The sequence below is a fragment of the Flavobacterium sp. Root186 genome, assembly GCF_001428525.1.
Classification (GTDB): Bacteria; Bacteroidota; Bacteroidia; order Flavobacteriales; family Flavobacteriaceae; genus Flavobacterium.
On record NZ_LMHW01000012.1, the window covers coordinates 93,133 to 116,546 of the forward strand.

General features: G+C 34.7%; 21 protein-coding genes. 6 read left to right on the top strand and 15 right to left on the bottom strand.

The genetic code is table 11. From position 1 onward, the window contains the following. The first annotated feature begins 46 nt into the window (after window positions 1-46). On the top strand, window positions 47-1,180 hold the full coding sequence (locus ASD98_RS11600; RefSeq protein ID WP_056204620.1) for a DegT/DnrJ/EryC1/StrS aminotransferase family protein: 1,134 nt from the start codon (window positions 47-49) through the stop codon (window positions 1,178-1,180). 36 nt (window positions 1,181-1,216) lie between these two features. Continuing rightward, window positions 1,217-2,230, top strand: coding sequence for a UDP-glucose 4-epimerase GalE (galE, locus tag ASD98_RS11605; protein WP_056204623.1), 1,014 nt, complete (start codon window positions 1,217-1,219; stop codon window positions 2,228-2,230). 119 nt (window positions 2,231-2,349) lie between these two features. Here galE and fabD read toward each other — a convergent pair whose 3' ends face one another. Both fabD and ASD98_RS11615 read right to left on the bottom strand, forming a co-directional pair. Further along, window positions 2,350-3,225, bottom strand: a complete 876-nt coding sequence (fabD, locus tag ASD98_RS11610) for an ACP S-malonyltransferase (protein ID WP_053471588.1) — start codon at window positions 3,223-3,225, stop codon at window positions 2,350-2,352. Between the two features lie 72 nt (window positions 3,226-3,297). Continuing rightward, window positions 3,298-3,660 carry a DUF983 domain-containing protein gene (locus tag ASD98_RS11615; protein ID WP_056204627.1) on the bottom strand — a complete coding sequence of 121 codons (363 nt, stop codon included), beginning with the start codon at window positions 3,658-3,660 and terminating at the stop codon, window positions 3,298-3,300. 178 nt (window positions 3,661-3,838) lie between these two features. On the opposite strand from ASD98_RS11615, the gene ASD98_RS11620 reads away from it, so the two are divergent. Then, on the top strand, window positions 3,839-4,702 hold the full coding sequence (locus ASD98_RS11620; RefSeq protein WP_056204630.1) for a helix-turn-helix domain-containing protein: 864 nt from the start codon (window positions 3,839-3,841) through the stop codon (window positions 4,700-4,702). A gap of 69 nt (window positions 4,703-4,771) precedes the next feature. Here the strand turns inward: ASD98_RS11620 and ASD98_RS11625 are convergent, their stop codons facing one another. The 4 genes from ASD98_RS11625 to ASD98_RS11640 form a co-directional block, all read right to left on the bottom strand. Beyond that, window positions 4,772-5,305 (bottom strand): YceI family protein, encoded by a 534-nt coding sequence (locus ASD98_RS11625; RefSeq protein WP_056204633.1) that lies wholly within the window; start codon window positions 5,303-5,305, stop codon window positions 4,772-4,774. Between the two features lie 151 nt (window positions 5,306-5,456). After that, on the bottom strand, window positions 5,457-6,173 hold the full coding sequence (locus ASD98_RS11630; protein ID WP_056204636.1) for a pirin family protein: 717 nt from the start codon (window positions 6,171-6,173) through the stop codon (window positions 5,457-5,459). 426 nt (window positions 6,174-6,599) lie between these two features. Then, entirely contained in the window at window positions 6,600-6,956 is a 357-nt protein-coding gene (locus tag ASD98_RS11635; RefSeq protein WP_056204639.1) for a hypothetical protein, read from the bottom strand. 6 nt (window positions 6,957-6,962) lie between these two features. Beyond that, window positions 6,963-8,444, bottom strand: coding sequence for a helix-turn-helix domain-containing protein (locus tag ASD98_RS11640; protein WP_056204642.1), 1,482 nt, complete (start codon window positions 8,442-8,444; stop codon window positions 6,963-6,965). A gap of 198 nt (window positions 8,445-8,642) precedes the next feature. Here ASD98_RS11640 and aceB point away from each other — a divergent pair, with 198 nt between their 5' ends. Together aceB and aceA are read left to right on the top strand one after the other, a co-directional pair. After that, on the top strand, window positions 8,643-10,244 hold the full coding sequence (gene aceB, locus ASD98_RS11645; protein WP_056204644.1) for a malate synthase A: 1,602 nt from the start codon (window positions 8,643-8,645) through the stop codon (window positions 10,242-10,244). A 155-nt stretch (window positions 10,245-10,399) separates the two neighbouring features. After that, window positions 10,400-11,680: an isocitrate lyase gene (aceA, locus tag ASD98_RS11650; RefSeq protein WP_056204647.1), complete on the top strand. Its 1,281-nt coding sequence runs from the start codon at window positions 10,400-10,402 to the stop codon at window positions 11,678-11,680. Window positions 11,681-11,822: 142 nt separating this feature from the next. Here aceA and ASD98_RS11655 read toward each other — a convergent pair whose 3' ends face one another. The 7 genes from ASD98_RS11655 to ASD98_RS11685 all read right to left on the bottom strand — a co-directional run bounded on the left by ASD98_RS11655 (window position 11,823) and on the right by ASD98_RS11685 (window position 19,747). Further along, complete coding sequence (locus ASD98_RS11655) at window positions 11,823-12,398, bottom strand: Crp/Fnr family transcriptional regulator (protein ID WP_056204650.1); 576 nt, start codon at window positions 12,396-12,398, stop codon at window positions 11,823-11,825. After that, a complete protein-coding gene (locus tag ASD98_RS11660; RefSeq protein ID WP_056204653.1) occupies window positions 12,398-12,715 on the bottom strand; it encodes a DUF6370 family protein in 318 nt (105 codons plus the stop codon). The genes ASD98_RS11655 and ASD98_RS11660 overlap by 1 nt, the downstream gene beginning before the upstream one ends. A 3-nt stretch (window positions 12,716-12,718) precedes the next feature. After that, window positions 12,719-13,936: a formate-dependent phosphoribosylglycinamide formyltransferase gene (gene purT, locus ASD98_RS11665; protein ID WP_082577839.1), complete on the bottom strand. Its 1,218-nt coding sequence runs from the start codon at window positions 13,934-13,936 to the stop codon at window positions 12,719-12,721. 457 nt (window positions 13,937-14,393) lie between these two features. Further along, on the bottom strand, window positions 14,394-16,268 hold the full coding sequence (locus ASD98_RS11670) for a U32 family peptidase (protein WP_056204658.1): 1,875 nt from the start codon (window positions 16,266-16,268) through the stop codon (window positions 14,394-14,396). A gap of 321 nt (window positions 16,269-16,589) precedes the next feature. Beyond that, complete coding sequence (locus ASD98_RS11675) at window positions 16,590-17,045, bottom strand: PA2169 family four-helix-bundle protein (RefSeq protein ID WP_056204661.1); 456 nt, start codon at window positions 17,043-17,045, stop codon at window positions 16,590-16,592. A gap of 341 nt (window positions 17,046-17,386) precedes the next feature. Continuing rightward, complete coding sequence (locus tag ASD98_RS11680; RefSeq protein ID WP_056204664.1) at window positions 17,387-18,577, bottom strand: pyridoxal phosphate-dependent aminotransferase; 1,191 nt, start codon at window positions 18,575-18,577, stop codon at window positions 17,387-17,389. Between the two features lie 72 nt (window positions 18,578-18,649). Further along, window positions 18,650-19,747, bottom strand: a complete 1,098-nt coding sequence (locus ASD98_RS11685) for an acyl-CoA desaturase (protein ID WP_056204667.1) — start codon at window positions 19,745-19,747, stop codon at window positions 18,650-18,652. Between the two features lie 107 nt (window positions 19,748-19,854). On the opposite strand from ASD98_RS11685, the gene rsmG reads away from it, so the two are divergent. Further along, the gene (gene rsmG, locus ASD98_RS11690; protein ID WP_056204671.1) at window positions 19,855-20,484 is read left to right on the top strand and encodes a 16S rRNA (guanine(527)-N(7))-methyltransferase RsmG; all 630 of its coding nucleotides are present in this window, start codon (window positions 19,855-19,857) and stop codon (window positions 20,482-20,484) included. Window positions 20,485-20,555: 71 nt separating this feature from the next. Here rsmG and ASD98_RS11695 read toward each other — a convergent pair whose 3' ends face one another. Both ASD98_RS11695 and pruA read right to left on the bottom strand, forming a co-directional pair. Continuing rightward, complete coding sequence (locus tag ASD98_RS11695) at window positions 20,556-21,287, bottom strand: hypothetical protein (protein ID WP_056204674.1); 732 nt, start codon at window positions 21,285-21,287, stop codon at window positions 20,556-20,558. Window positions 21,288-21,615: 328 nt separating this feature from the next. Then, on the bottom strand, window positions 21,616-23,241 hold the full coding sequence (gene pruA, locus ASD98_RS11700) for an L-glutamate gamma-semialdehyde dehydrogenase (protein ID WP_056204677.1): 1,626 nt from the start codon (window positions 23,239-23,241) through the stop codon (window positions 21,616-21,618). Window positions 23,242-23,414: the final 173 nt, after the last annotated feature.

Genomic DNA, 23,414 nt, shown 5'->3' on the forward strand with positions numbered 1-23,414 from the left:
GACATTCTGGTTTAATAGAAAGGCTTTTTAAAATAAAATATCGAAAATGAAAAAAATACAAATGGTTGACTTAAAAAGTCAATATGAAAAAATAAAAACGACTGTAGATGCTTCAATTCAAGAGGTTTTAGATACAAATACTTATATTAACGGACCTCTAGTTCATCAGTTTCAAAAGAATCTTGAAGACTATTTAGGGGCAAAACATGTAATTCCGTGTGCAAATGGAACTGATGCTTTGCAAATTGCAATGATGGGGCTGGATTTAAAACCAGGTGATGAAGTTATTACTGCCGATTTTACTTTTGCAGCAACGGTTGAGGTGATTGCATTGTTACAATTAACTCCGGTTTTAGTTGATGTTGATCTGCATAATATGAACATCGACATTGATGCAGTTAAAAAAGCAATTACGCCAAAAACGAAAGCAATTGTTCCGGTACATTTGTTCGGACGTGCTGCAAACATGGATGCAATTATGGAAATTGCAGCCGAACATAATTTATATGTAATAGAAGATAATGCACAAGCAATTGGTGCTGATTATATTTCAAAATCTGGAACAAAAAGTAAAGTTGGTGTTATTGGTCACGTTGCGGCAACTTCGTTTTTCCCTTCTAAAAACTTAGGTTGTTACGGAGATGGTGGAGCAATTTTTACAAATGATGATAAATTAGCGCACGTTATCCGCGGAATCGTAAATCACGGAATGTACGAGCGTTACCACCACGATGTTGTGGGAGTAAATTCACGTTTAGACAGCATTCAGGCAGGAGTTTTAAATGCAAAACTACCTTTGTTAGACGAGTATAATAAAGCACGTCGCTTAGCGGCAACAAAATACAATGCGGCATTGGCTGGAAATAAACATATTGTTACACCAGAATTTGATGCAAATGAAAACGATCATGTTTTTCATCAATATGTTTTAAGAATCTTAGATGCTGACAGAAATGCTTTAATGCAGCATTTATTAGATAAAGGAATTCCATGTGCAATTTATTATCCAATTCCATTGCATTCTCAAAAAGCATATTTAGATCCTCGTTATAAAGAAGAGCAATTCCCGATTACTAATCAATTAGTGCAGGAAGTAATTGCTTTGCCAATGCATACAGAACTTGACGACGAGCAGATTAAATTTATAACAGATTCTGTTTTAGAATTTTTGAATAAATAATTACAGCCAAAAATAACCACATAAACAACCAAATAAATGAAAGTATTAGTAACAGGAGGGTTAGGATTTATAGGTTCTCACACCGTAGTCGAATTGCAAAATGAAGGCTTTGAAGTTGTGATAATTGATAATCTTTCAAACTCTTCAGAAGATGTTTTAAAAGGAATTACAGCCATTACGGGAAAAACGCCTTTATTCGAAAAAATTGATTTAAGAGAAAAAAGTGCCGTTCGGGATTTCTTTAAAAAACATAATGATGTTACTGGGGTAATTCATTTTGCTGCTTCAAAAGCAGTTGGTGAAAGTGTTGAACAGCCTTTGTTGTATTACGAAAACAACATCAGCAGTTTAGTTTATCTTTTGCAGGAATTACAGCAAAAACCTGAGGCTAGTTTTATTTTCAGTTCGTCTTGTACAGTTTACGGTCAAGCCGAGAAAATGCCAATTACAGAAGATGCTCCGGTTCAAACTGCAATGTCTCCTTATGGAAACACCAAACAAATTGGAGAAGAAATTATTGCAGATACAGCAAAAGTAACGAATATTAGCGCGATTTTATTGCGTTATTTTAATCCGGTTGGAGCGCATTCTTCAACTGAAATTGGCGAATTACCATTAGGGGTTCCTCAAAACTTAGTGCCTTTTATTACACAGACAGGAGTAGGATTACGTCAGGAATTATCAGTTTTCGGAAATGATTACCCAACGCCAGACGGAACTGCAATTCGTGATTATATTCACGTTGTCGATTTAGCAAAAGCGCACGTAATTGCGTTACAACGTTTATTCAATAAAAAAAACTTGCAAAAAGTGGAAACTTTTAATTTAGGAACCGGAAAAGGAAGTTCAGTTTTGGAAGTGATTCATAGTTTCGAAAAAGTAAGCGATAAAAAATTACCATATATAATTAAACCTCGTCGCGAAGGGGATATTACAGAAGCTTACGCAAACACGGACAAAGCAAACAATGTTTTAGGCTGGAAAGCAGAATTAAGTTTAGACGAAGCAATGGCAAGTGCCTGGAAATGGGAACAGAAAGTTCGTTCTTAATTAGTTTTCAGTTTTCAGTCGCAGTTTTCAGTTACTTGCGATATAAATAATAAAAATCCCAAATGATTATCATTTGGGATTTTTTTATGTTAGTTTTTCGACTGAAAACTGAATACTAATTAAGCATTCGCAGTAACCGCTTCTTTATCAATTTTATTAATCAAACCAGCTAACACTTTCCCTGGGCCAACTTCAGTAAATAAAGTAGCACCGTCAGCGATCATTTGCTGTACAGACTGTGTCCATTTTACCGGAGCAGTCAATTGAATAATCAAGTTCTTTTTGATTTCGTTTGCATCAGAAACCGCATTTGCAGTTACGTTTTGATATACTGGGCAGATAGGAGTAGAGAATGTAGTTGCTTCAATCGCTGCCGCTAATTCTTCTCTTGCCGGTTCCATCATTGGAGAGTGAAATGCACCTCCAACAGGTAAAATTAAAGCGCGTTTTGCTCCAGCAGCTTTCATCGCTTCACAAGCTTTTTCAACAGCTGAAGTTTCTCCTGAAATAACTAATTGCCCTGGGCAGTTATAATTTGCTGCAACCACAACACCGTCGATAGAAGCGCAAACTTCTTCCACAATATTATCAGCTAAACCTAAAACGGCAGCCATTGTAGATGGAGTAATTTCGCAGGCTTTTTGCATTGCAAGAGCACGTTGAGAAACTAATTTAAGGCCATCTTCAAAAGATAAAGTTCCGTTGGCAACCAAAGCTGAAAATTCACCCAAAGAATGTCCTGCAACCATTTCTGGTTTAAAATCTTCGCCTAAAGTTTTAGCTAAAATAACAGAATGTAAAAATACTGCCGGCTGTGTAACTTTAGTTTCTTTTAGTTCTTCGGCTGTGCCTTCGAACATGATATCTGTAATTCTAAAACCTAAAATTTCATTGGCTTTTTCGAATAATTCTTTGGCTAAAGCCGAGTTTTCATATAGGTCTTTACCCATTCCTGTAAACTGTGCGCCCTGACCTGGAAATACGTATGCTTTCATTTGTCTAATTTAATTTTTACTTTTTTTAAAATTGAAAATTAGTTTCAATTGGAAGGCAAAAGTACTATTTTTTTATTTCGTATAATCCTTAAACATGTAAATCCATGCTAATCTTGAAAATCTAAGATTGAAAGAAGTAAGTAAAGTAATGACAACAGCGATGATTGGAATAATTCTTAAATCGAAATTTGTCTCAAAGAAAAACTGCGCAACACAATACGTAGCAATTCCCTGAGCGACTGTTAATCCGTAGTTTACATACATAGCGCCAAAGAAATACCCAGGTTCTTTTTGGAATTTGTAATTACAATGACTGCAGTATTCATTCATTTTTGGAAGACCGAAACTTAAAAAAATACTTTTGTCTGTAAATACTTTTCCTTTATGACAAACAGGACATTCGTTGCTTAAAATATGAGTTAATGAATTTGACATGACTTTGATGTTTTTTATTTATACAAAGGTAATTCAGAGCAGAATAAAAGCCTTTTTAGTATCTTCGCTTATTCTAGCACAATAAAGACATTTTGAACTGAACTCCCAAAATTTAAATTCCAAATTCCAAATCGAAGAATCGTATTCTGTAATCAAAAAAAATAAATATTATCTGTTTATGAAAAAATATCCCATTTATAGTGTTCAGAATTTTAGCTGTAATGATGTGCATCGCGATTTTTACGTCAATACTTTTGCAGAGCATTTAAAAAGCCACAGTTTTGTCGAAGAACCACATCGTCACGATTCGTATTTAATGGTATTTTTTACAAAAGGTTCCGGATTGCACGAAGTCGATTTTGATCAATTCGAAATAAAAAAAGGAAGTTTATTTGTGCTGCAGCCAGGGCAAATGCATCACTGGAGTTTATCTAAAGATGTTGAAGGCTTTGTAATTATATTTTCGCAGGAATTGTATAATTTGTATTTCGGACAAAAAAACATCAACGAATATAATTTTTACCATTCTATTCATAACAGACCGGAAATGGTTTTTGAAGAAAAAGAAATCCCTAAAATCCTTCCTTATTTTGATTTACTGATTCAGGAAAACAATCAAAATAATAAATATCAGCTGGATAAAATGCTGAATTTGTTAGATTCAATCCACATCGAAATTGCCCGTAAATACAGCGAGACATATTCGCATCAAACTCATTCGTACAACATTAAAATCAATAAGTTCGAATCGTTTTTAGAAGAATATTTCAGAACGGAAAAATTGCCTTCTTTCTATGCAGAAAAACTAAATATTACTTTGAAACATTTAAACAGAATCTGCAATGAAATTCTGCAAAAAACTGCCACAGAAGTTATCACAGACCGTGTAATCCTAGAAATAAAAAGAATGTTGATCGACAAACAATTAGCCGTAAATGAAGTAGCATTCAAAGTAGGTTACGAAGATTACTCCTATTTCTCCCGATTCTTCAAAAAACAAACCGGATTGTCGCCAACTGAATTTAGAAATACAGCGCTATAAAAAAAACCTGCACTCCCGAGAAAAGGTGCAGGCTTCTTAACCAACCAAATTAAAACCTATTATAAAGTATTAAGCTTGTTTTACAAATTGTAACTCAATGTTTAATTTTACTTCTTCACCAACTAAAACACCTCCAGTTTCAAGAGCTGAGTTCCAGTTTAAACCCCAATCTTTACGATTAATTTTTCCTTCAATGCTTAAACCTACTTTTGTATTTCCCCAAGGATCAGTTAGGATTCCGCTATATTCTACAGGAAAAGTTACGCTTTTAGAAACACCTTTAATGTTTAAATCTCCAGTAATTTCATAGCTTCCTTCATTGATTTTTTTGAAAGAAGAAGCTTTGAAAGTTAATTTTGGATGATTCTCAGCATCAAAGAAATCGCCACTTCTTAAGTGCCCGTCTCTGTCTGCATTTGCAGTATCAATAGAAGCGATATCGCCAGAAAATTCGATTGCAGCATTTTCGAAGCTGTCTCCGTCTGTAGTAATTGTTGCATCGTAAGTTCCAAATTTTCCTGAAACATTTGTAAACATCATGTGTTTAACTTTAAAACCAATTTCTGAATGTGTTGGGTCAATTGACCATTTTGTAGTTGCCATAATTTTATTTTTAAATAATTAATTTCATTTTGATAGGACAAAGTTACTTCGGCTGTCTTCATTTGGCACTTAACCTAGATTAAGAAATGAAAATGGAATAAATCGATCCCTAATTTGTCTTGTTTTTATTGTTTGAAAAATTGCTGTTGAATTAATAGTTCATCGGAATGTCCATCAATAAAAATTCAGCATCTGTATTTGCTTTGATGTTTAAGATGTCAGTTCCTGAAATTCCAACAGCGTCACGAGTATTTAATTCCTGACCGTTAATCGTTACATTTCCTTTTAAAACGAAAGCATAAACTCCGTTTCCTTCTTTTTTGATTTTATATTCAGTAGTTACGCCTGAGTCAAAATTTCCCATTTGAAACCAGGCATCCTGGTGAATCCAAACGCCTTCATCATCAGCATTTGGAGATAAAATCTGAGACAGTTTATTATGTCTGTCTGCAACATCTAAAGTAATTTGCTGGTAACGTGGCGTAACATTTCTTTTATTTGGAAACAACCAAATTTGCAATAATTTAGTCTGTTGATCAGCATTTGGGTTAAACTCACTATGCTGCACTCCGGTTCCTGCACTCATTACCTGAATATCACCATTTTTGATGATTTCAGTATTTCCCATGCTGTCTTTATGAGCCAAATCTCCTTCTAACGGAATGGTTATGATTTCCATATTATCGTGAGGATGTGTTCCAAATCCCATTCCGCCAGCAATTGTATCATCGTTTAAAACGCGAAGTGCACCAAACTGAATTCTATCCGGATTGTACCAGCTTGCAAAACTAAAACTATGGTAAGCGTTAAGCCAGCCGTGGTTTGCATTTCCTCTTGTTTCTGCTTTGTGCAATATTATATTTTCCATGATTTTGTACGTTTTGTTAATTTTATAGTACAAAGATACCGCCAAGGTCAAGGAGAAGCACTTAACCTAGATTAAGAAGTTTTTTTGAGAGGTTCAAAGGTTTAGAGTTGCAGAGGTTCAAAGGTTTTTTGGAGCAGAAATTTTGGTTTTCAAAAGAACTATAGTCCTGCTATCCGCTATATCTTTTGCGGCGAACCCCGCCACAAAAGGATGCCGCTTCTATCAGGGCTAAGCTAGAAATTTTATTTTCAGAAGTTGGATAAGTATAAAGGGATAAAGTTCCGTAGGAACAATACATATTGTAGGGATGGATTTTAATCCGTTCTTCAAAGATTGGCGATATTGCATGAGGAGCTTCTTGCGGAGATCCCTCGTTCCTCGGGATGACAAGATTGAGTAAATGAGGTTTGTATAAAAAAACTTGTATTATTTAATTCTAATTAATTTTCCTTTTCCTGATGAAAAATCAAGATAATTCCCGCCACTTTTCTTATTATGAATGTAAAATTGAATAGTATCTTTTTTGATTTGATCTTTACGAATACTTATAATTAAATCAGTATTTATGAAATTCTCCAACAGTATTACATTACCATATGAAATTTTTCCTTTTGGCATGTACTTGTTGTCAAAAATGAAAACACTGTCCTTAAAAGTAATTTTGTCTTTTTGGACGTATAATCCGTAGTCTTCTAATAAATAATTGTAACGACCGTTAAGTTTATCTGCTTTCTGATTGAAGTTAATGGAAAGGAATATTATTATTAAAGCGAAATATTTCATAGGATTCTAACTAAATTGATTTATGAACTGTTGCACTACAATGTCCGTATTCTCATGACGTTTCTTTTTTTCTAAAACAATCGGAGGTGCGGCTCTTTCCAGGCAGTCTTTTACAGCACAAGTTTCGCACGTAACACCAACAATTCGTTTCACTAAAGGTTTTCCCTCAATGAATTTGAATTTCTTTTTCATTGCCGGATTAATTAAAATGCCGACAGAAATACTTCTGATAAAATTTTCTGCAAAAGGATCTTTTGTAGCCGATGAAAAAACTAAATACTCGTTTCCGCTATTGGCATAGCTTGAAATTTGCGCATCAAAAAAATGAGATTTGTTTTGTTTAATGGCTTCGTCAATCGTTTTAACCGAAACCCATCTTCTGCAATAATGTTCGTTGGTTTCGTTGGCATGTGGTTCCTGCTGATGCGTAATATGTAATTCCTTATTGATTTGGTAAACATCCGAACCTACGCGGTGAGATAATCTTAGAAAGAATAGGTTTTTCAGCTGAAAATCTTTCGGCAACAAATTGGTTAATCTTTGATAGAAAGATTCTGGTGAAACTTCGAAACTTTCTATTAATTGAACAAATTCTTCTGGTTTTGGATTCTCGTTTTCTAGGAAATTATTGATTTTGTCAACGACTAATTTTCTGGGAAGTATTAAAGCACCCGCAAAATAAGACGCGTAAAAATTATTTAAAACCTGATCGAAATTTTCAAACTTAATCCAGCTGAAAGTCAATAATCGATCGGAGATTTTTAAATAATTATAAGCAATTTCTTTTGCTAAAATAAAAGCTTTCTGTGGAGCGTCGAGTTCTGTAGAAAGTAATAAAGTTTTGCTTTTTGGAACATAAATCGAACGTAAATCGTCTAAAGCTTCCTGATCTGTAAAAGCAATCTCTTTTATATTGTATTCGTATTCTTCTTTTAGAATATCTTCTAATTCTTCAATACTAATTTTAGAATCCAGATTAATTTGAAACGACTTCGAAAACGCAATTACTTTTTCTTCTAAATCTTCAAAATAATTACTATGTGCTTCCTGATACGAGCGTAGAGCTGCCAAAAAGAAACTTTCACGGCTTAGATTATAATGCTGAGCAATTTCGATAATGGTACTAATAAACGCATTGACTTTGGCTGGGGCATTGGCAATAATGTCAATTAAATCGGCCTCCTGAATCCCGAAAAGCTCAAGCGGAATCTCTTTTAATATTCCTGATTTTAAGATTTCGCCAATCGGAGCAAGGTTGTTATCGAGTTTTAAAGACACCATTTGGTCGTAAGTCACATCCAAATGTTCGCAGAGAAGCAAAATTTTATCTGTTTTTGGATATTTTTTTCCTTTTTCAATCTCGTTTAAATACGATTTTGAAAGATTTGTCAATTTGGCTAAGCCAAAAAGAGACAGGTTTTTTTGCGTACGAACCTGCTTCAATTTTAGTCCGAAGATCAGCTTTATATAGTCTTTTTCGATATCCATGAATCAAATATAGCTATTATAAAAATAATCGCCAAAAAATTATTTTTAATATTTAGCGAACGTTCGCTTGTTTTGTAAAAAACTTTTTTCTAATATTGTGGTGTAGAAATTATTAGATATCAGATTGTTATGGTTTAGTGTTTTGAAAAACAAACAAACGATTCAATTGTTTCTAAATAAAAATTAAAAACCACAGCTATGAAAAACCAAATTGAAATTACCGAAACGGCGATGGAATTTTTAGCCGAAAAGAAGCTTCTTTATCCAAAGATCTGGACAGAAGAAGCGATTGTTTTTATAATTGAATTGCATAGAAAATTCGAATCACAGCGAAAACTATTGCTTTTACAGCGCGAGCAAAAACAAGTCACTTTTGATCAGGGAATCATGCCGGTTTTTATTGCGGAAACCAAAAGTATCAGAGAAGGCAGTTGGACGGCTGGTGAAATTCCAAAAGATTTATTAGATCGAAGAGTAGAAATTACTGGACCGGTTGATCGCAAAATGATAATCAATGCTTTGAATTCTGGTGCCAAGACTTTTATGGCGGATTTTGAAGACAGTACTTCACCAACCTGGCAAAATTTGATGGAGGGACAGCTGAATTTAATCGATGCGGTTAACAAAACAATTACGTATACCGATTTGGTGAAACAAAAGTCCTATCATTTAAATGAAAAAATTGCAACGCTTATTGTACGTCCGAGAGGTTTGCATTTGCCGGAAAAGCATGTTTTAATTGAAGGAAATGAAGTTTCGGGTTCTTTGGTAGATTTCGGTTTGTATGTTTTTCATAATCATAAACGACTTTTAGAAAACAATTCTGGACCGTATTTCTACATTCCGAAATTGGAACATTATCTTGAAGCACGCTGGTGGAATAATGTTATTGATTTTACCGAGGATTATTTGAAACTGAAACGCGGCACTATAAAAGTGACGGTTTTAATTGAGACTATCACGGCAAGTTTTCAGCTGGATGAAATTATTTATGAATTGAAAGAACATATCGTTGGCTTGAACTGCGGACGCTGGGATTATATTTTCTCCTACATCAAAAAGTTTAGAAAAAATCCAAAATTCATTGTTCCGGATCGTGATCAGGTAAATATGACTTCGCCTTTTATGAATGCCTATTCAAATTTGGTAATTCAAAGATGTCATAAAAGAGGAATTCATGCGATTGGCGGAATGGCAGCGCAGATTCCGATTCGAAATAATGAAGAAGCCAATGCAATTGCTTTTGCAAAAGTAAAAACCGATAAAGAACGCGAAGTAAAAAATGGCCACGACGGAACCTGGGTGGCACATCCGGATTTGGTTTCATTGGCAAAAGAAATTTTTGATAAAGGTATGCCGACTCCAAATCAAATTCATATTAAAAGAGAACATCGAAAAATTACAGAAGCTGATTTGATTGAACCACCAATTGGAATCATTACTGAAAATGGTGTTCGAAAAAATATCAACGTAGGAGTTTTGTACTTGGCTTCATGGCTGAATGGACAGGGCGCTGCGGCATTGCATAATTTAATGGAAGATGCAGCAACGGCTGAAATTTCGAGATCGCAATTGTGGCAGTGGCTTCAGAATAAAGTGGTTTTGGATAATGGACAAAAATTAGATTTGGCTTATTATCATGAATTGGCTTTAGATGAATTCCGAAAAATAAAAGAGGAATTAGGTGAAGAAAATTACGAAAAACAGCAATTTCCGTTGGCTGAAAAGGTACTGGAAAGATTAGTAGTAAATACTGATTTCGTTGATTTCTTAACTATTCCGTGTTACAAATATTTATAAGAAAAAAATCCACTAAATCTGCGAGATCTGCGGGCGAATAATTTTTCACGCAGATTTAGCAGATCATGCAGATAAAAATAACAAACTCAAAGAAAAATTGAGTCTCAGTTTAGAACTGAAAACTTTACTCACTAACCACTTAACTTAAACTATTTATGAAAACAACAGAAGACAGAACTCAGGAATTGATTAACGATTGGATAACGAACCCGAGATGGAAAGGTGTTGAACGTCCTTATACTGCGAGTGAAGTAGTTACACTTCAGGGGTCTTATCATATTGAGCATTCTATTGCAAAAATAGGGGCACAAAAATTATGGAGAAAGTTAAAAAGTCAGGATTATGTAGCTGGTTTGGGAGCGTTGACTGGAAATCAGGCAATTCAGGAAGTTGATGCAGGTTTAGAGGCGATTTATTTAAGCGGATGGCAGGTTGCTGCCGACGCAAATCTGGCAGGAGAAATGTATCCTGACCAATCGCTTTATCCGGTAAACAGCGTTCCGATGGTGGTAAAAAAGATCAACAACGCTTTATTGCGTGCCGATCAGATTCAGACTGTAAATAAAATTGAAGATAAAAAAGATTATTTAGTTCCAATTGTGGCTGATGCCGAAGCAGGTTTTGGAGGAAACCTAAATGCTTTCGAATTAATGAAATCTATGATTGAAGCGGGAGCTTCCGGAGTTCATTTTGAAGATCAATTGAGTTCTGCTAAAAAGTGTGGACATTTGGGTGGAAAGGTTTTGGTTCCAACTCAGGAAGCGATAAATAAATTAATTGCAGCGCGTTTGGCAGCAGATGTTATGGGGGTTTCAACTTTGATAGTTGCCAGAACAGATGCTGATGCAGCAAATTTATTAACAAGCGACGCAGACCCAAGAGACAGGAAATTTTTAACTGGAGAAAAAACGGCTGAAGGTTTCTTCTACGTAAATAACGGAATCGAGCAGGGAATTGCAAGAGGTTTAAGCTACGCACCTTACGCCGATTTGATTTGGATGGAAACCAGTAATCCGGATTTAGAATTTGCAAGAAAGTTTGCGACAGCAATGAAAAAAGAATTCCCGGATAAAATGCTGGCATACAATTGTTCGCCATCTTTCAATTGGGCTGCTAAATTAACGGTTACTGAAATGGAAACATTTAGAGAAGATTTAGCGGCTATGGGGTATAAATTCCAATTCATTACTTTGGCGGGTTTCCATGCTTTGAATACCAGTATGTTCGAATTGTCTAAAGCCTACAAAGAACGAGGAATGGCAGGATATTCTGAATTACAGGAACGTGAATTCGCTTTGCAGAAAAACGGATTCAGAGCAGTAAAACATCAGGCTTTTGTAGGAACTTCTTATTTTGATGCCGTTCAGAATACGGTGATGATAGGAAGATCATCAATCACAGCAATGAAACATTCTACGGAGGTTGAGCAATTTTAATTCAAAAAAGACCTAGTTCAACATTGAACTAGGTCTTTGATTTTTTACCATTAAGATATTAAGAAAGTTAAGCTTTATGTGCTTAAAAAATAAGAAAGATTAAGTCTAGCTTAATGAATCTTAATATCTTAATGGTTTAATTTTACTTTTTCAAAAGCCTTGCTTTCATTTTGCTGAAGAATTCGGGCGTTACGCCAATGAAAGAAGCGATTTGTTTTTGAGGAACTTTGTGGACCAATGTTCCGTATTTCTTAGTAAATTTTTCAAAACGTTCTTCGGCGGGTAAACTTAAATTGTCCATTAATCGCTGTTGATTAGCGACTAATGAGTTTTCAATTAGAATTCTAAAAAAGCGTTCCAGTTTTGGAATCTCAATAAACAATTGATCCTGATTTTCTTTGGATAAAGAAACAACTTCGGCTTCTTCCAAAACCTCAATAAAAAGCTGTCCAGGTTTTTGCGAAAAATAACTGTACATATCACTCATCCACCAGCCTTCGCAGGCAAAAGATAAAACATGTTCCACAATATTATCGTTGATATTGAAACTTCTTAAAATTCCCGAGTTTACAAAATAGGAATGTTTACAGACTTCGCCGGCGTTTAATAAGATCGTTTTGGCTTTATAAGTATTCGTTTCTAGTTTAGATAAAAAAAGTGTTTGTTCCTCTGGTGTCAAAGAAACATGTTTGGCAATATTTTCAAGAATTAATGCCATTATTTTTCGTTTACTAAAGTGAATGAAGTCGCTTTAAAACGATTGTTTACGATTTCTCCCGTAACTAAAGCTTTGCTGATTGCATTGCAAAAACCTTTTTCTGAATGTGCATCGCCGTGATCGTGAATAGTAGTTCCGTCAACGAAATAGGTTTTTCCGTCAATACGAACCGCTAAATCACAGCTTTTACCTTTCATTCCAAATTGGCATTCTCCGCAAGAAGCTTCTACAATTGTTGGTTTGTCAAATTTCTTCTTGTCTTGTGCTTGAGCCGCGATTCCAATAAACAGGAAAAGCATGAATATAAGTTTTTTCATTTTTTAAGAATTTACAGTTATTAATTTTGCCGTTTCTTTGGCGCGTTCGGTTACTTTTTCGATTGGAGTTGATAAAGAATCTTGAGCTAAAACAACTCCCATTCGGCGGTATGGTCTTGAAGTTGGTTTACCAAAAATCCTGAAATCAGTTTTTGGCAAAGCCGCTACTTTTTCGATTCCGTTAAATGTTGGATTTGTAGAATCTTCTGATGCTAAAATTACAGCACTTGCTCCGGCTTTTTCTAAAGTAATTTCAAAAATTGGAAGACTTAAAATCGCACGTAAATGCAATTCAAATTCATTAAAATTCTGTGTTCCGGCCAAAGTTACCATTCCGGTATCGTGCGGACGCGGAGAAAGTTCAGAGAAATAAACGCCTTCATTGGTAAGGAAGAATTCAACACCAAAAAGCCCTGCGCCGCCAAGCGCTTCGGTAATTTTTTCGGCCATATCCTGCGCTTCGTATAAGTCTTTTTCTGAAACCAAAGCAGGCTGCCAGCTTTCCTGATAATCGCCACGTTCTTGTCTGTGACCAATTGGAGCGCAAAACAAAGTTGGATTATTATTCTGTGTAATCGTTAAAAGCGTAATTTCTGAATTAAAATCAACAAATGCTTCAACAATAACTTCGATAACATCACCACGCGAACCTGCAACGGCATATTGCCATGCTTTTTCAATATCGCTTTCTGTTTTAATTGTTGATTGTCCTTTTCCGGAGGAAGACATTAAAGGTTTTACCACGCAAGGAATTCCAACTTCCTGTACGGCTTTTTGCAATTCTTCTGCCGAAGTTGCGTATTGATATTTGGCTGTTTTTAAACCTAATTCTTTCGAGGCTAAATCCCGGATTGCTTTACGGTTCATAGTAAAATTTGCCGCTTTCGCTGAAGGAACAACGGTGATGCCTTGTTTTTCGTAATCGTAAAAACGTTCGGTACGGATGGCTTCTATTTCTGGAACTATAAAGTCTGGTTGATGTTTGGCTACGATTCGGTCAAGAGCTTCGCCGTCGAGCATATTAATAACTTCAAAACCGTGAGCAACTTGCATTGCAGGAGCATTTTCGTAACTATCAACAGCAATTATGGTTTGTCCGATTCGTTGTGCGGCAATGACAAATTCTTTGCCTAATTCACCTGAACCGAGGAGTAGTATTTTCATTTTGGAGTGTTGTAATGTTTGAGTAGTAAAAGTACAGAAAAATGTTTTTAACCGCAAAGTTCTATTCGTTTGTGTTAATGTAGAGGCGCGCTGCAGTGCGTTTGCGGTATTTGTATTTTAACGCAAAGTTCCGATATTTGAAGAAGACAAAGGTTCGCAAAGTGTTTTACGCAGATTTTGCTGATTCAACAGATTTTTTAAAGATGAATTGCCTCCAGCTTTAGCTGGATGGACCGAAATAAATTAAATTAGGGCTTTAGCCAAATGCTTAGTTTGGCTAAAGCCAATTATAGAATCTTTATTTTGACCTCCAGCTAAAGCTGGAGGCAATTCAAAAATTGCTATTTGATTTTATTTTTAAAATGAATTTTCTCCTTTTACGGTTTGCGTGAGGGATTGAAGCGGAAATCCTTTTTTGTAATGGAATGGAACAAAAGATTGCAGCGGAAAGCCCGACCCGGAGGGACACGCCCAAAATAAAAAAACCGACACTTTAAAAGTATCGGTTTGTATATTAATGAAAATGATCTTCTTCAATCTCAAATTCAGCATCTTTTTCCCAGATTTCCATTTCACAGGGTTTACAGTTGAATTTTAGTTTATATTCCAATTCGCCTTGTTTCAATACCAATGGTTCTTTTACTTTAACACCAACTATATCTTTTTGGTGTATTGGACATTTTTTTAATTCGTATTTGATGCAATATTTAGTTGTCATTACACGAGATTTTCCTGGATCCCATTGTAATTCGAATGCTTTTTCGATTTCTGTAACACCGTGGCGTTCGTAGAATTTACGAGCGACTTTGTTTGAAACATTGTACATGAAATCCAATTTGGTTTCAGGATACGGATGTGACGTTTTTACCAATTGGTGTTCTTCGCGTTTGTAATTTGCCAAACGAATTTCAGTTAACTGATCGTAAACTGTTCTTCGCATTTCGTTGATTTTTGAAATAGGAAGGAACCAGTTTTGAGAAAACATAATGTTGATTTCATCAGCAGTATAAGGTGTGAAACCTGTTTTTGCCAATTGGGTTTTAATGTTTTCTTCGATTGATTCACCGGTTTTTGTCTGCTCTTTTGCGTGTTCTAAATTTACGATGCTTACATTTCCATCTTCATCAGTTGCTATTAATTCGAAACCATTTTCTGTTTCTGTAAGTAATAAAGTGGTGCTTAATTTACGAACAGCACTATCTTCTCTTTCTACAATTTTAATGAAAGCAGCGTCATTATTTCTATAGATGAAAGTTCCGTCTTTTACTTCTTTTAAAACGTTTGGGTAAATTTTCCCGTTTTCGGCTTTGTTTACGTAGATTCCGTCAGCTTCGTTATTTTCGTTGATGAAACAAAGTCCGTCACCGTTGTTTAGTAACTCACCGTTTTCGATTTCGTAAGCATTTCCAACAGTTCGGATTAATTTACCAATATATTGTCCTTTTGATTTTGGGCTTTCCCAAGAACCAATAGAGCTGTGTCTTTCGTTTACGAAATAATCAGTATAACCACGATTGAACGTTTTGTTTAAAGAGGAATCAAAAGTATAAGTACAAGTTCCAGATGAAGCTTTCATGTATTTATCGCTTCCTTCTCCTTCTAAAAAGCTGTCTAATTTTTGACGTAAATACGAAACGTTATTTTTTACGTAAACGACATCTTTCAATCTTCCTTCGATTTTAAAAGAAACAATTCCAGCTTCAATCAAATTTGGGATTTGATTTGAAATATCCAAATCTTTTATCGAAAGTAAGTGGCTGTTTTTGATTAAAGTTTCTCCGTTTCCGTCGATTAAATTATAAGGTAAACGGCAGTTTTGAGCACAAGAACCACGATTGGCGCTGCGTTCTCCGTTGGCCACACTCATATAACAGTTTCCACTAAAGGAAACGCACAAAGCTCCGGTTACGAAAAACTCTAATTCAACATCAGCGTGATCGTAAATCGTTTTAATTTGATGCAGGTTTAATTCGCGGGCTAAAACCACACGTTTAATTCCGGCATCTTTAAGAAATTTAATTTTATCGGCATCACGATTATTAGCTTGTGTACTGGCGTGAAGTACGATAGGAGGCAAGTCCATTTCCATAATCGCCATATCCTGAATAATCAGGGCATCAACACCAATTTCGTATAATTCCCAAATCATTGAGCGACACGTTTCTAATTCGTTATCGTACAAAATGGTATTCATAACAACAAAAACCTGAGCATTAAATAAATGCGCATATTGTACTAAAGCTGCAACATCTTCAATAGAATTGTTGGCGTTAGAACGTGCACCAAATTGCGGCGCACCAATATAAACTGCATCAGCGCCGCTGTTTATGGCGGCCATTCCTCCAATTAAATCTTTAGCAGGAGCTAATATTTCAATTTTCTTCTTCATTTTTAGAACTTTAGGCTTTTGTGGTATTCACGCAAAAAAGTTTGCAAAGTTCTTATAAATATTTCGAGTTTACTAATGCTCAAGCGATTTTTTTGAAATTGTTAACTTAATATGGAATGAGTTAATTTTATTTCTTATCAACGTATTAAAATCCGTTGCTACAAAATGAATCGTTCCTTATTAAGAAGAGCTGTAAGCCCGGAACATATTGCAGGAGCGGATTTTAATCCGCTCATTAATGTCAATATACAAAAACAAAAAAACTACCTAGTTTATTTAAACCAGATAGTTTTCCCTAAAATAAAAGTGTCAATAAATTATTTAATTCGCTTTCATTTTAATTTGCGATAAAGTATTTTGAATACTATTTAATTGTTTTGAAACAATGAAAACCTGGCTATGTTCCAATTCATTTTCTTCAAGTGCTTTTTTATATTTTTCAATAGCAGCTTCTTCTCCAGTAATACAGGCATTAATAATGGCTTCTGTATCACCGCCGGTGAAAGATGATTTGATATCAATCCACGTACGGTGTAAAGCTCCTAATGGCCCTCCGCCGGAAGTATCTGTGGATTTTCCAAGTTTATTGATTTCGTCTTGTAATTCTACAATAAATAAAGCTCTTTCTCGGGCATATTCCAGAAAATCAGCTTTAATGGCTAAATTCTCAACATGTTCTGCAGCATTTGTATATCCTAGTTTTCCATCTTCAAGAATTGAAATTAATCCTTCTAAGGTTTTAACTGTTTCTTTTGTGGTTTCATCAGTATGTATCATGACTAATAGTTTTTAAATTAATACATTACAAAGTTGGGGATTTCTAAAGTGTTATGTTTTACAGGATTATGTGCAGGGTTTACAATATTGTGGAATGGGAATTTTGAAAGTGCTAATTTATGTTTGATGCAGATTTGGGAGATTTTCTTTTGAAAATGAAATGTATCGTTTACCGTTTTGCGTGAGGGATAGTAGTGGAAAGCCCGCAGCCTGACGAAGGAAGTGCGAGGACTTGCAGCGGATAGCCCGACCCGGAGGGACACGCCCATAAAAAAACAGCTTAAAGATAAAAGCGATAAAACTTTTGAACTTTAAGCCGTTTTATAAAATTTAGAATATTATTATACAGTCAAAGCTTCTTTGATTCTGCGTAAAGCTTCTTTTAAAATATCATTGCTTGTTGCGTAAGAGAAACGAATACAATTTGGATTTCCAAAAGCATCTCCCGTTACAGTTGCAACGTTTGCTTCGGCTAAAAGATACATCGAAACGTCGTTTGCATCTTTGATTTCAGTTCCTTTTAATGTTTTACCGAAGAAAGAAGAAACGTCTGGGAATACATAAAATGCTCCTTCTGGAACGTTGATTTTTACTCCTGGAATTTCTTTTAATAATCCAACAACCAAGTCTCTACGACCGTGGAAAGCCTGAACCATTTCGTTTAATACGCTTGGGTCAGCATCTACAGCAGTAATTGTAGCACGTTGTGCGACAGAGTTTGCTCCTGATGTTACTTGCCCTTGAATTTTTGTACACGCTTTTGCGATAAATTCAGGAGCTCCAATATATCCAATTCTGTATCCTGTCATGGCAAATGCTTTTGCAACTCCGTTTACAGTGATTGTTTTTTCTAACATTCCCGGAATTGAACCGATACTGCAGAAAGTACCTGAGAAATTAATGTGCTCATAAATCTCATCGGCAACTACGTAAATATTTGGGTGTTTTTCTAAAACTTTTGCAAGTGCAGTTAATTCTTCTCTGCTGTAAACAGATCCTGAAGGATTGCAAGGAGAAGAGAACCACATCATTTTTGTTTTTGGTGTAATTGCAGCTTCTAATTGTTCTGGTGTAATTTTGAAATCTGTTTCTACAGATGTTGGAACTTCAACAGGAACTCCGCCTGAAAGTTTAACGATTTCGAAATAAGAAACCCAGTATGGTGCTGGTAAAATAACTTCGTCACCATCATTTAACATTACTTGTGCAATGTTGTATAAAGATTGTTTTGCTCCTGTAGAAACTACGATTTGAGATGGTTTGTACTCTAAATTATTGTCTCTTTTGAATTTTCTGCAAATAGCTTCCTTTAAATCTTGATATCCATCAACAGGAGAATATGTGCTGTAATTATCGTCGATTGCTTTTTTTGCAGCTTCTTTAATAAAGTCTGGTGTATTAAAATCTGGTTCACCTAAACTTAAACTGATAATGTCTTTTCCTTGTGCTTTTAATTCGCGGGCCAAAGCTGCCATTGCTAAAGTTTGTGAAGTCGCTAAGTTGTTGATTCTGTCCGAAAGAATATGGTTCATTATAAAAATTTTGAATGTCCTTAATTGCTGCGCTGCTTAAGGATGGTTAATTATTAATAGATTTTTTTTAGTTTAAACAGATAATTCAGGTTTCATTCCTAATTCACGTAAATGTTTGAAGTGAGCTATAATAGCACTTCCCATTGTTTTGTATTCGTAATAAGGTAAATCGCATTCTTTTGCGGTTTCCTTTACGATTTTTGCAATTTTACCATAGTGAATGTGACTGATATTTGGAAAAATATGATGCTCGATTTGGTGATTCAATCCGCCGGTGTACCAGTTTACAATTGCATTTTTTGGTGCAAAATTAGTTGTAGTATATAATTGATGAACAGCCCAAGTATTGTCCATTTCTCCTAATTCATTTGGAGAAGGATTTGTAGTATGATCAACAACATGTGCTAATTGAAATACAACACTTAATATTAATCCCGCAGTATAATGCATTACAAAAAATCCAAGAAGTACTTTCCACCAGGTAATTCCAATTACCATTGGTAAAACAATCCAGATTGAGATGTAGATTACTTTTGTAATAATTAAAGTTGTCCAAAGAATTTTTGGGCTTTTTGGTTCTCCGTAAGATAATTTTCTTTTAAGGTAATTTCTCATTTGCTTAAAATCAGTAGTAATAGCCCAATTGAAAGTCAATAAACCGTATAAGAAAACAGAGTAATAATGTTGAAAACGGTGAAAACTATGCCATTCCGCATGTTCTGTAAAACGGATAATTCTTCCGGCATCTAAATCTTCGTCATGACCTGGAATATTGGTATAAGTATGGTGAAGCACATTGTGCTGAACCTGCCAGTTATAAACATTTCCGGCCAAAACATAAATGGTTCCGCCCATGAATTTATTAATCCAGCTTTTATCGGAGAATGAACCGTGATTGCCATCGTGCATTACGTTCATTCCAACGCCTGCCATTCCAACGCCAATAACAATTGATAAAAGCAGCATTACCCAAAAAGGCATATTTAAGGTAAGTATTAAAAAATATGGAGTTAAAAAAACGGCAAATAGAATAACGGCTTTTAAATGTAACTTCCAGTTTCCGGTTTTCTGAATGTTATTCTCTTTAAAGTAATTGTTTACCCGAGAGTTAAGTGTTCTGAAAAACTTCAGATTGTCTTGCCTTGCAAAAGTTGGAGCAGTGTTATTCATAATTGTTTTAAATAGTTTTCAAAGGTAATTATTATAAATTCTCAATTTGCAAAATTGAGTTAAATATTTCAATCGTAAAGTAGTACTTTTGTTAAAAATTTACTGCAATGGATGAGATATTGAAATATTTTCCTGATTTGACCAATCTTCAAATCGAACAATTTCAAAAATTAGACTTTTTATACCACGATTGGAATGAAAAAATCAATGTGATTTCGCGTAAAGACATTGATTCCTTATATACAAAACATATTTTGCATTCGCTTGGAATTGCAAAAATCATGAAATTTGAACCCGGAGCAACCGTTTTGGATGTTGGAACAGGCGGCGGTTTTCCCGGAATTCCGCTAGCAATTCTTTTTCCGGAAACTCGTTTTTATTTAATTGATGTTATTGCCAAAAAAATAAAAGTAGTTCAGGGCGTTGTTGATGCATTAGAATTAAAGAACGTAAAAGCAGAACAAAAACGTGCAGAACTGGTAAAAGGTGATTTCGATTTTATCGTAAGCCGAGCCGTAACTAATATGCCGGATTTTGTTTCCTGGATAAATGATAAAATTAAAAAACAACATAAGCATACTTTAAAAAATGGAATTCTATATTTGAAAGGCGGAGATTTGGCCGAAGAATTAAAAGACTTTCCAAATGCGACTTTGTATGATTTAGCAGCAATATTTGATAACGAATTTTTTGAAACTAAAAAAGTGGTTCATCTTCCTTTAAAATTTAAACCCTAAGTTATACATAAAGATAAATAACCCGTAAAGAATTTCTTTACGGGTTATTTTTGAATTAATAGTTTTTACTACTAAGATGCTTTTCTAGAAAAATCTAAAAAAGGATTTGCTTTTATATCTAAATTATCAATAAAGTTATGAATTGCATTTTCTGACGCTTCAACAGAATATTTAAATTCAGAATCAAAAAAGAATTCTCTGCATATAACAGGTTCATTTGATGAGTCGTAAATTGCTTCATCTGATTCATCAAGATTATCATAGCTGTATTGGCAAGGATATAAACGAATTAATTCGGCAATTGTAGTATCGAACCATTTATCAAATGTTTTCTTTTTTGGGGTTACGTGTCGGGCCAATAACACCAAACCTATAAGTTCGCTTTGAAGTAAGTAAGATCCTTTTCTATATTTTACATCGACCATTCTTACATTCATTAAAGCGATCCATAAAGCTCCATTAACAGATCCTGTAGCCGGTATATCAAGATCACAATCAAATAACAACGGATTTGTTTGTTCACGATCGTTAATTGAGCACCAAAGTGCTTCAATACGTTTTTGTGTATCTGATGTATATAGCGTGTAGCCTGTAAAACGCCAGTAAACCCATTCTAATAAAGCGGCGGTTAAACCTACTGAAGCCTTATGGTTAATTTGCATTAATACACTTTCTAATGCATCATTTCCTTCAATAGGATCTAAAAGCTGATCGATTTTCTTTTTAGTCCATTTAAAATTAATAGCATGTCCAATACTTTTTGCTTCTAAAATTACGGCAGGTACATTGTTTAAATTTCTCATATTTTTTAGTTGTTTATCTTGTATGAATTGTAACTTTTTACAAAGACAAATTTAAAATCATGTGTTTTTTTAGAAGGGAACAAGAAGTTTTTAAAATAATAAAATACGGTTTTTTGAGTAGTTAATCCATTGATTTTTAATTAAATAAGAAAAATACTACATTTTTAAAATTTGTTATTTATGTAAGACTTCTTACTCGTTTAATATTCAAGCTTTTATTATCAGAAGTATCATAAAAGCAAAAGCCGAATCTTGTTAAAGATTCGGCTTTTTTATAGATATAGTTTCTAACTTGAAACTTGAAATATTTCTAAACTTGAAACAAAAATTAACCTAAGAAAGGATATCTGTAATCTTCTGGAGTTACAAAAGTTTCTTTGATAGTTCTTGGAGAAGCCCAACGCAATAAGTTTAATGCAGAACCCGCTTTATCGTTGGTTCCAGAAGCTCTTGCACCACCAAAAGGCTGCATTCCAACAACTGCTCCGGTTGGTTTGTCATTGATGTAGAAGTTACCTGCAGCATTTTGCAATTTAGTAGTAGCTACTTCAATAGCGTAACGGTCCTGGCTGAAAACTGCTCCGGTTAAAGCATATTCAGAAGTAGTATCAACTAATTCTAAAGTCTCTTCCCATTTAGCATCTTCGTAAACATAAATTGTGATAACTGGTCCGAATAATTCGGTTTCCATTGTAGTATATTTTGGGTTTGTAGTTACAATAACTGTTGGCTCAATAAAGTACCCAACCGATTTATCGTAATTTCCACCAATAATAATTTCAGCATCAGCATCTTTTTTAGCTTGATCAATATAACTAGCTAATTTATCAAAAGAACCTTCGTGAATAACTGCTGTAATGAAGTTTCCAAAATCTTCCGGAGAACCCATTTTCATAGATTTTACATCAGCAATCAATTGTTCTTTTACAGCTGGCCATAAACTTTGCGGAATATAAGCTCTAGATGCAGCAGAACATTTTTGACCTTGGAATTCAAAAGCACCGCGCGTAATACCAGTAACAACTTGTTTTACGTTTGCGCTTGGGTGAGCAATGATAAAATCTTTACCACCAGTTTCACCAACGATTCTTGGGTATGTTTTATAATTGTGAATGTTTGCTCCAATTTTAGCCCAAATATCTTTAAACACGTGAGTTGAACCTGTAAAGTGAACACCAGCAAAATCACGGCTAGCTAAAACAGTATCTGTAATCATTAAAGCATCTCCAAAAACTACATTGATAACTCCGTCAGGAACTCCAGCTTCTTTGAAAACGTCAAGAATAATTTTTGTAGAAAATACCTGGCTGTCGCTTGGTTTCCAAACTACAACGTTACCCATCATAGCAGCACTTGCAGGAAGATTTGCAGCAATAGCAGTAAAGTTAAAAGGAGTAATTGCGTAAACAAAACCTTCAAGAGGTCTGTATTCTAAACGGTTCCAAACAGTAGAATCTGATTTTGGCTGATCGTTGTAAATCTGCGTCATGAATTCTACGTTGTAACGTAAAAAGTCAATTAATTCACAAGAAGCATCAATTTCTGCCTGGTGAATATTTTTTGATTGACCAATCATAGTTGCTGCGTTAATACGTGCTCTGTAAGGACCAGCGATTAATTCAGCAGCTTTTAAGAAAATAGCAGCACGTTGTTCCCATGCCATATTTGCCCATGCTTTTCTTGATTCAAGTGCATTTGCAATTGCTTTTTCAATATGTTGTTTTTCAGCTAAATGATACTTCCCAACGATGTGTTTGTGATCATGAGGAGCTGTAATATTTCTTGTGTTTCCAGTTTTGATTTCTTCACTTCCAATATATAACGGAACGTCAATTTGAGAGTTCCACATTGTAGTGTAAGCTGCCTGAACAGCTGCTTTTTCTGGTGAGTTCGGTGCGTAGCTTTTTACAGGCTCGTTTACCGCTTTTGGTACATGAAAGAATCCTTTTAACATGGGATAAATTATTTTAAAATTTACGAATTGTTTAATTTTTTACAAAAGTACAAATGATAATTTGATTATATCACAATACAATATTAAAAAGTTGTAATTTAATAATCTAATTGCACGAAGTTGTAAAATATAACTTCTCATAAAGGTTTAAATTTGAGTCACTTCTGAAAAGA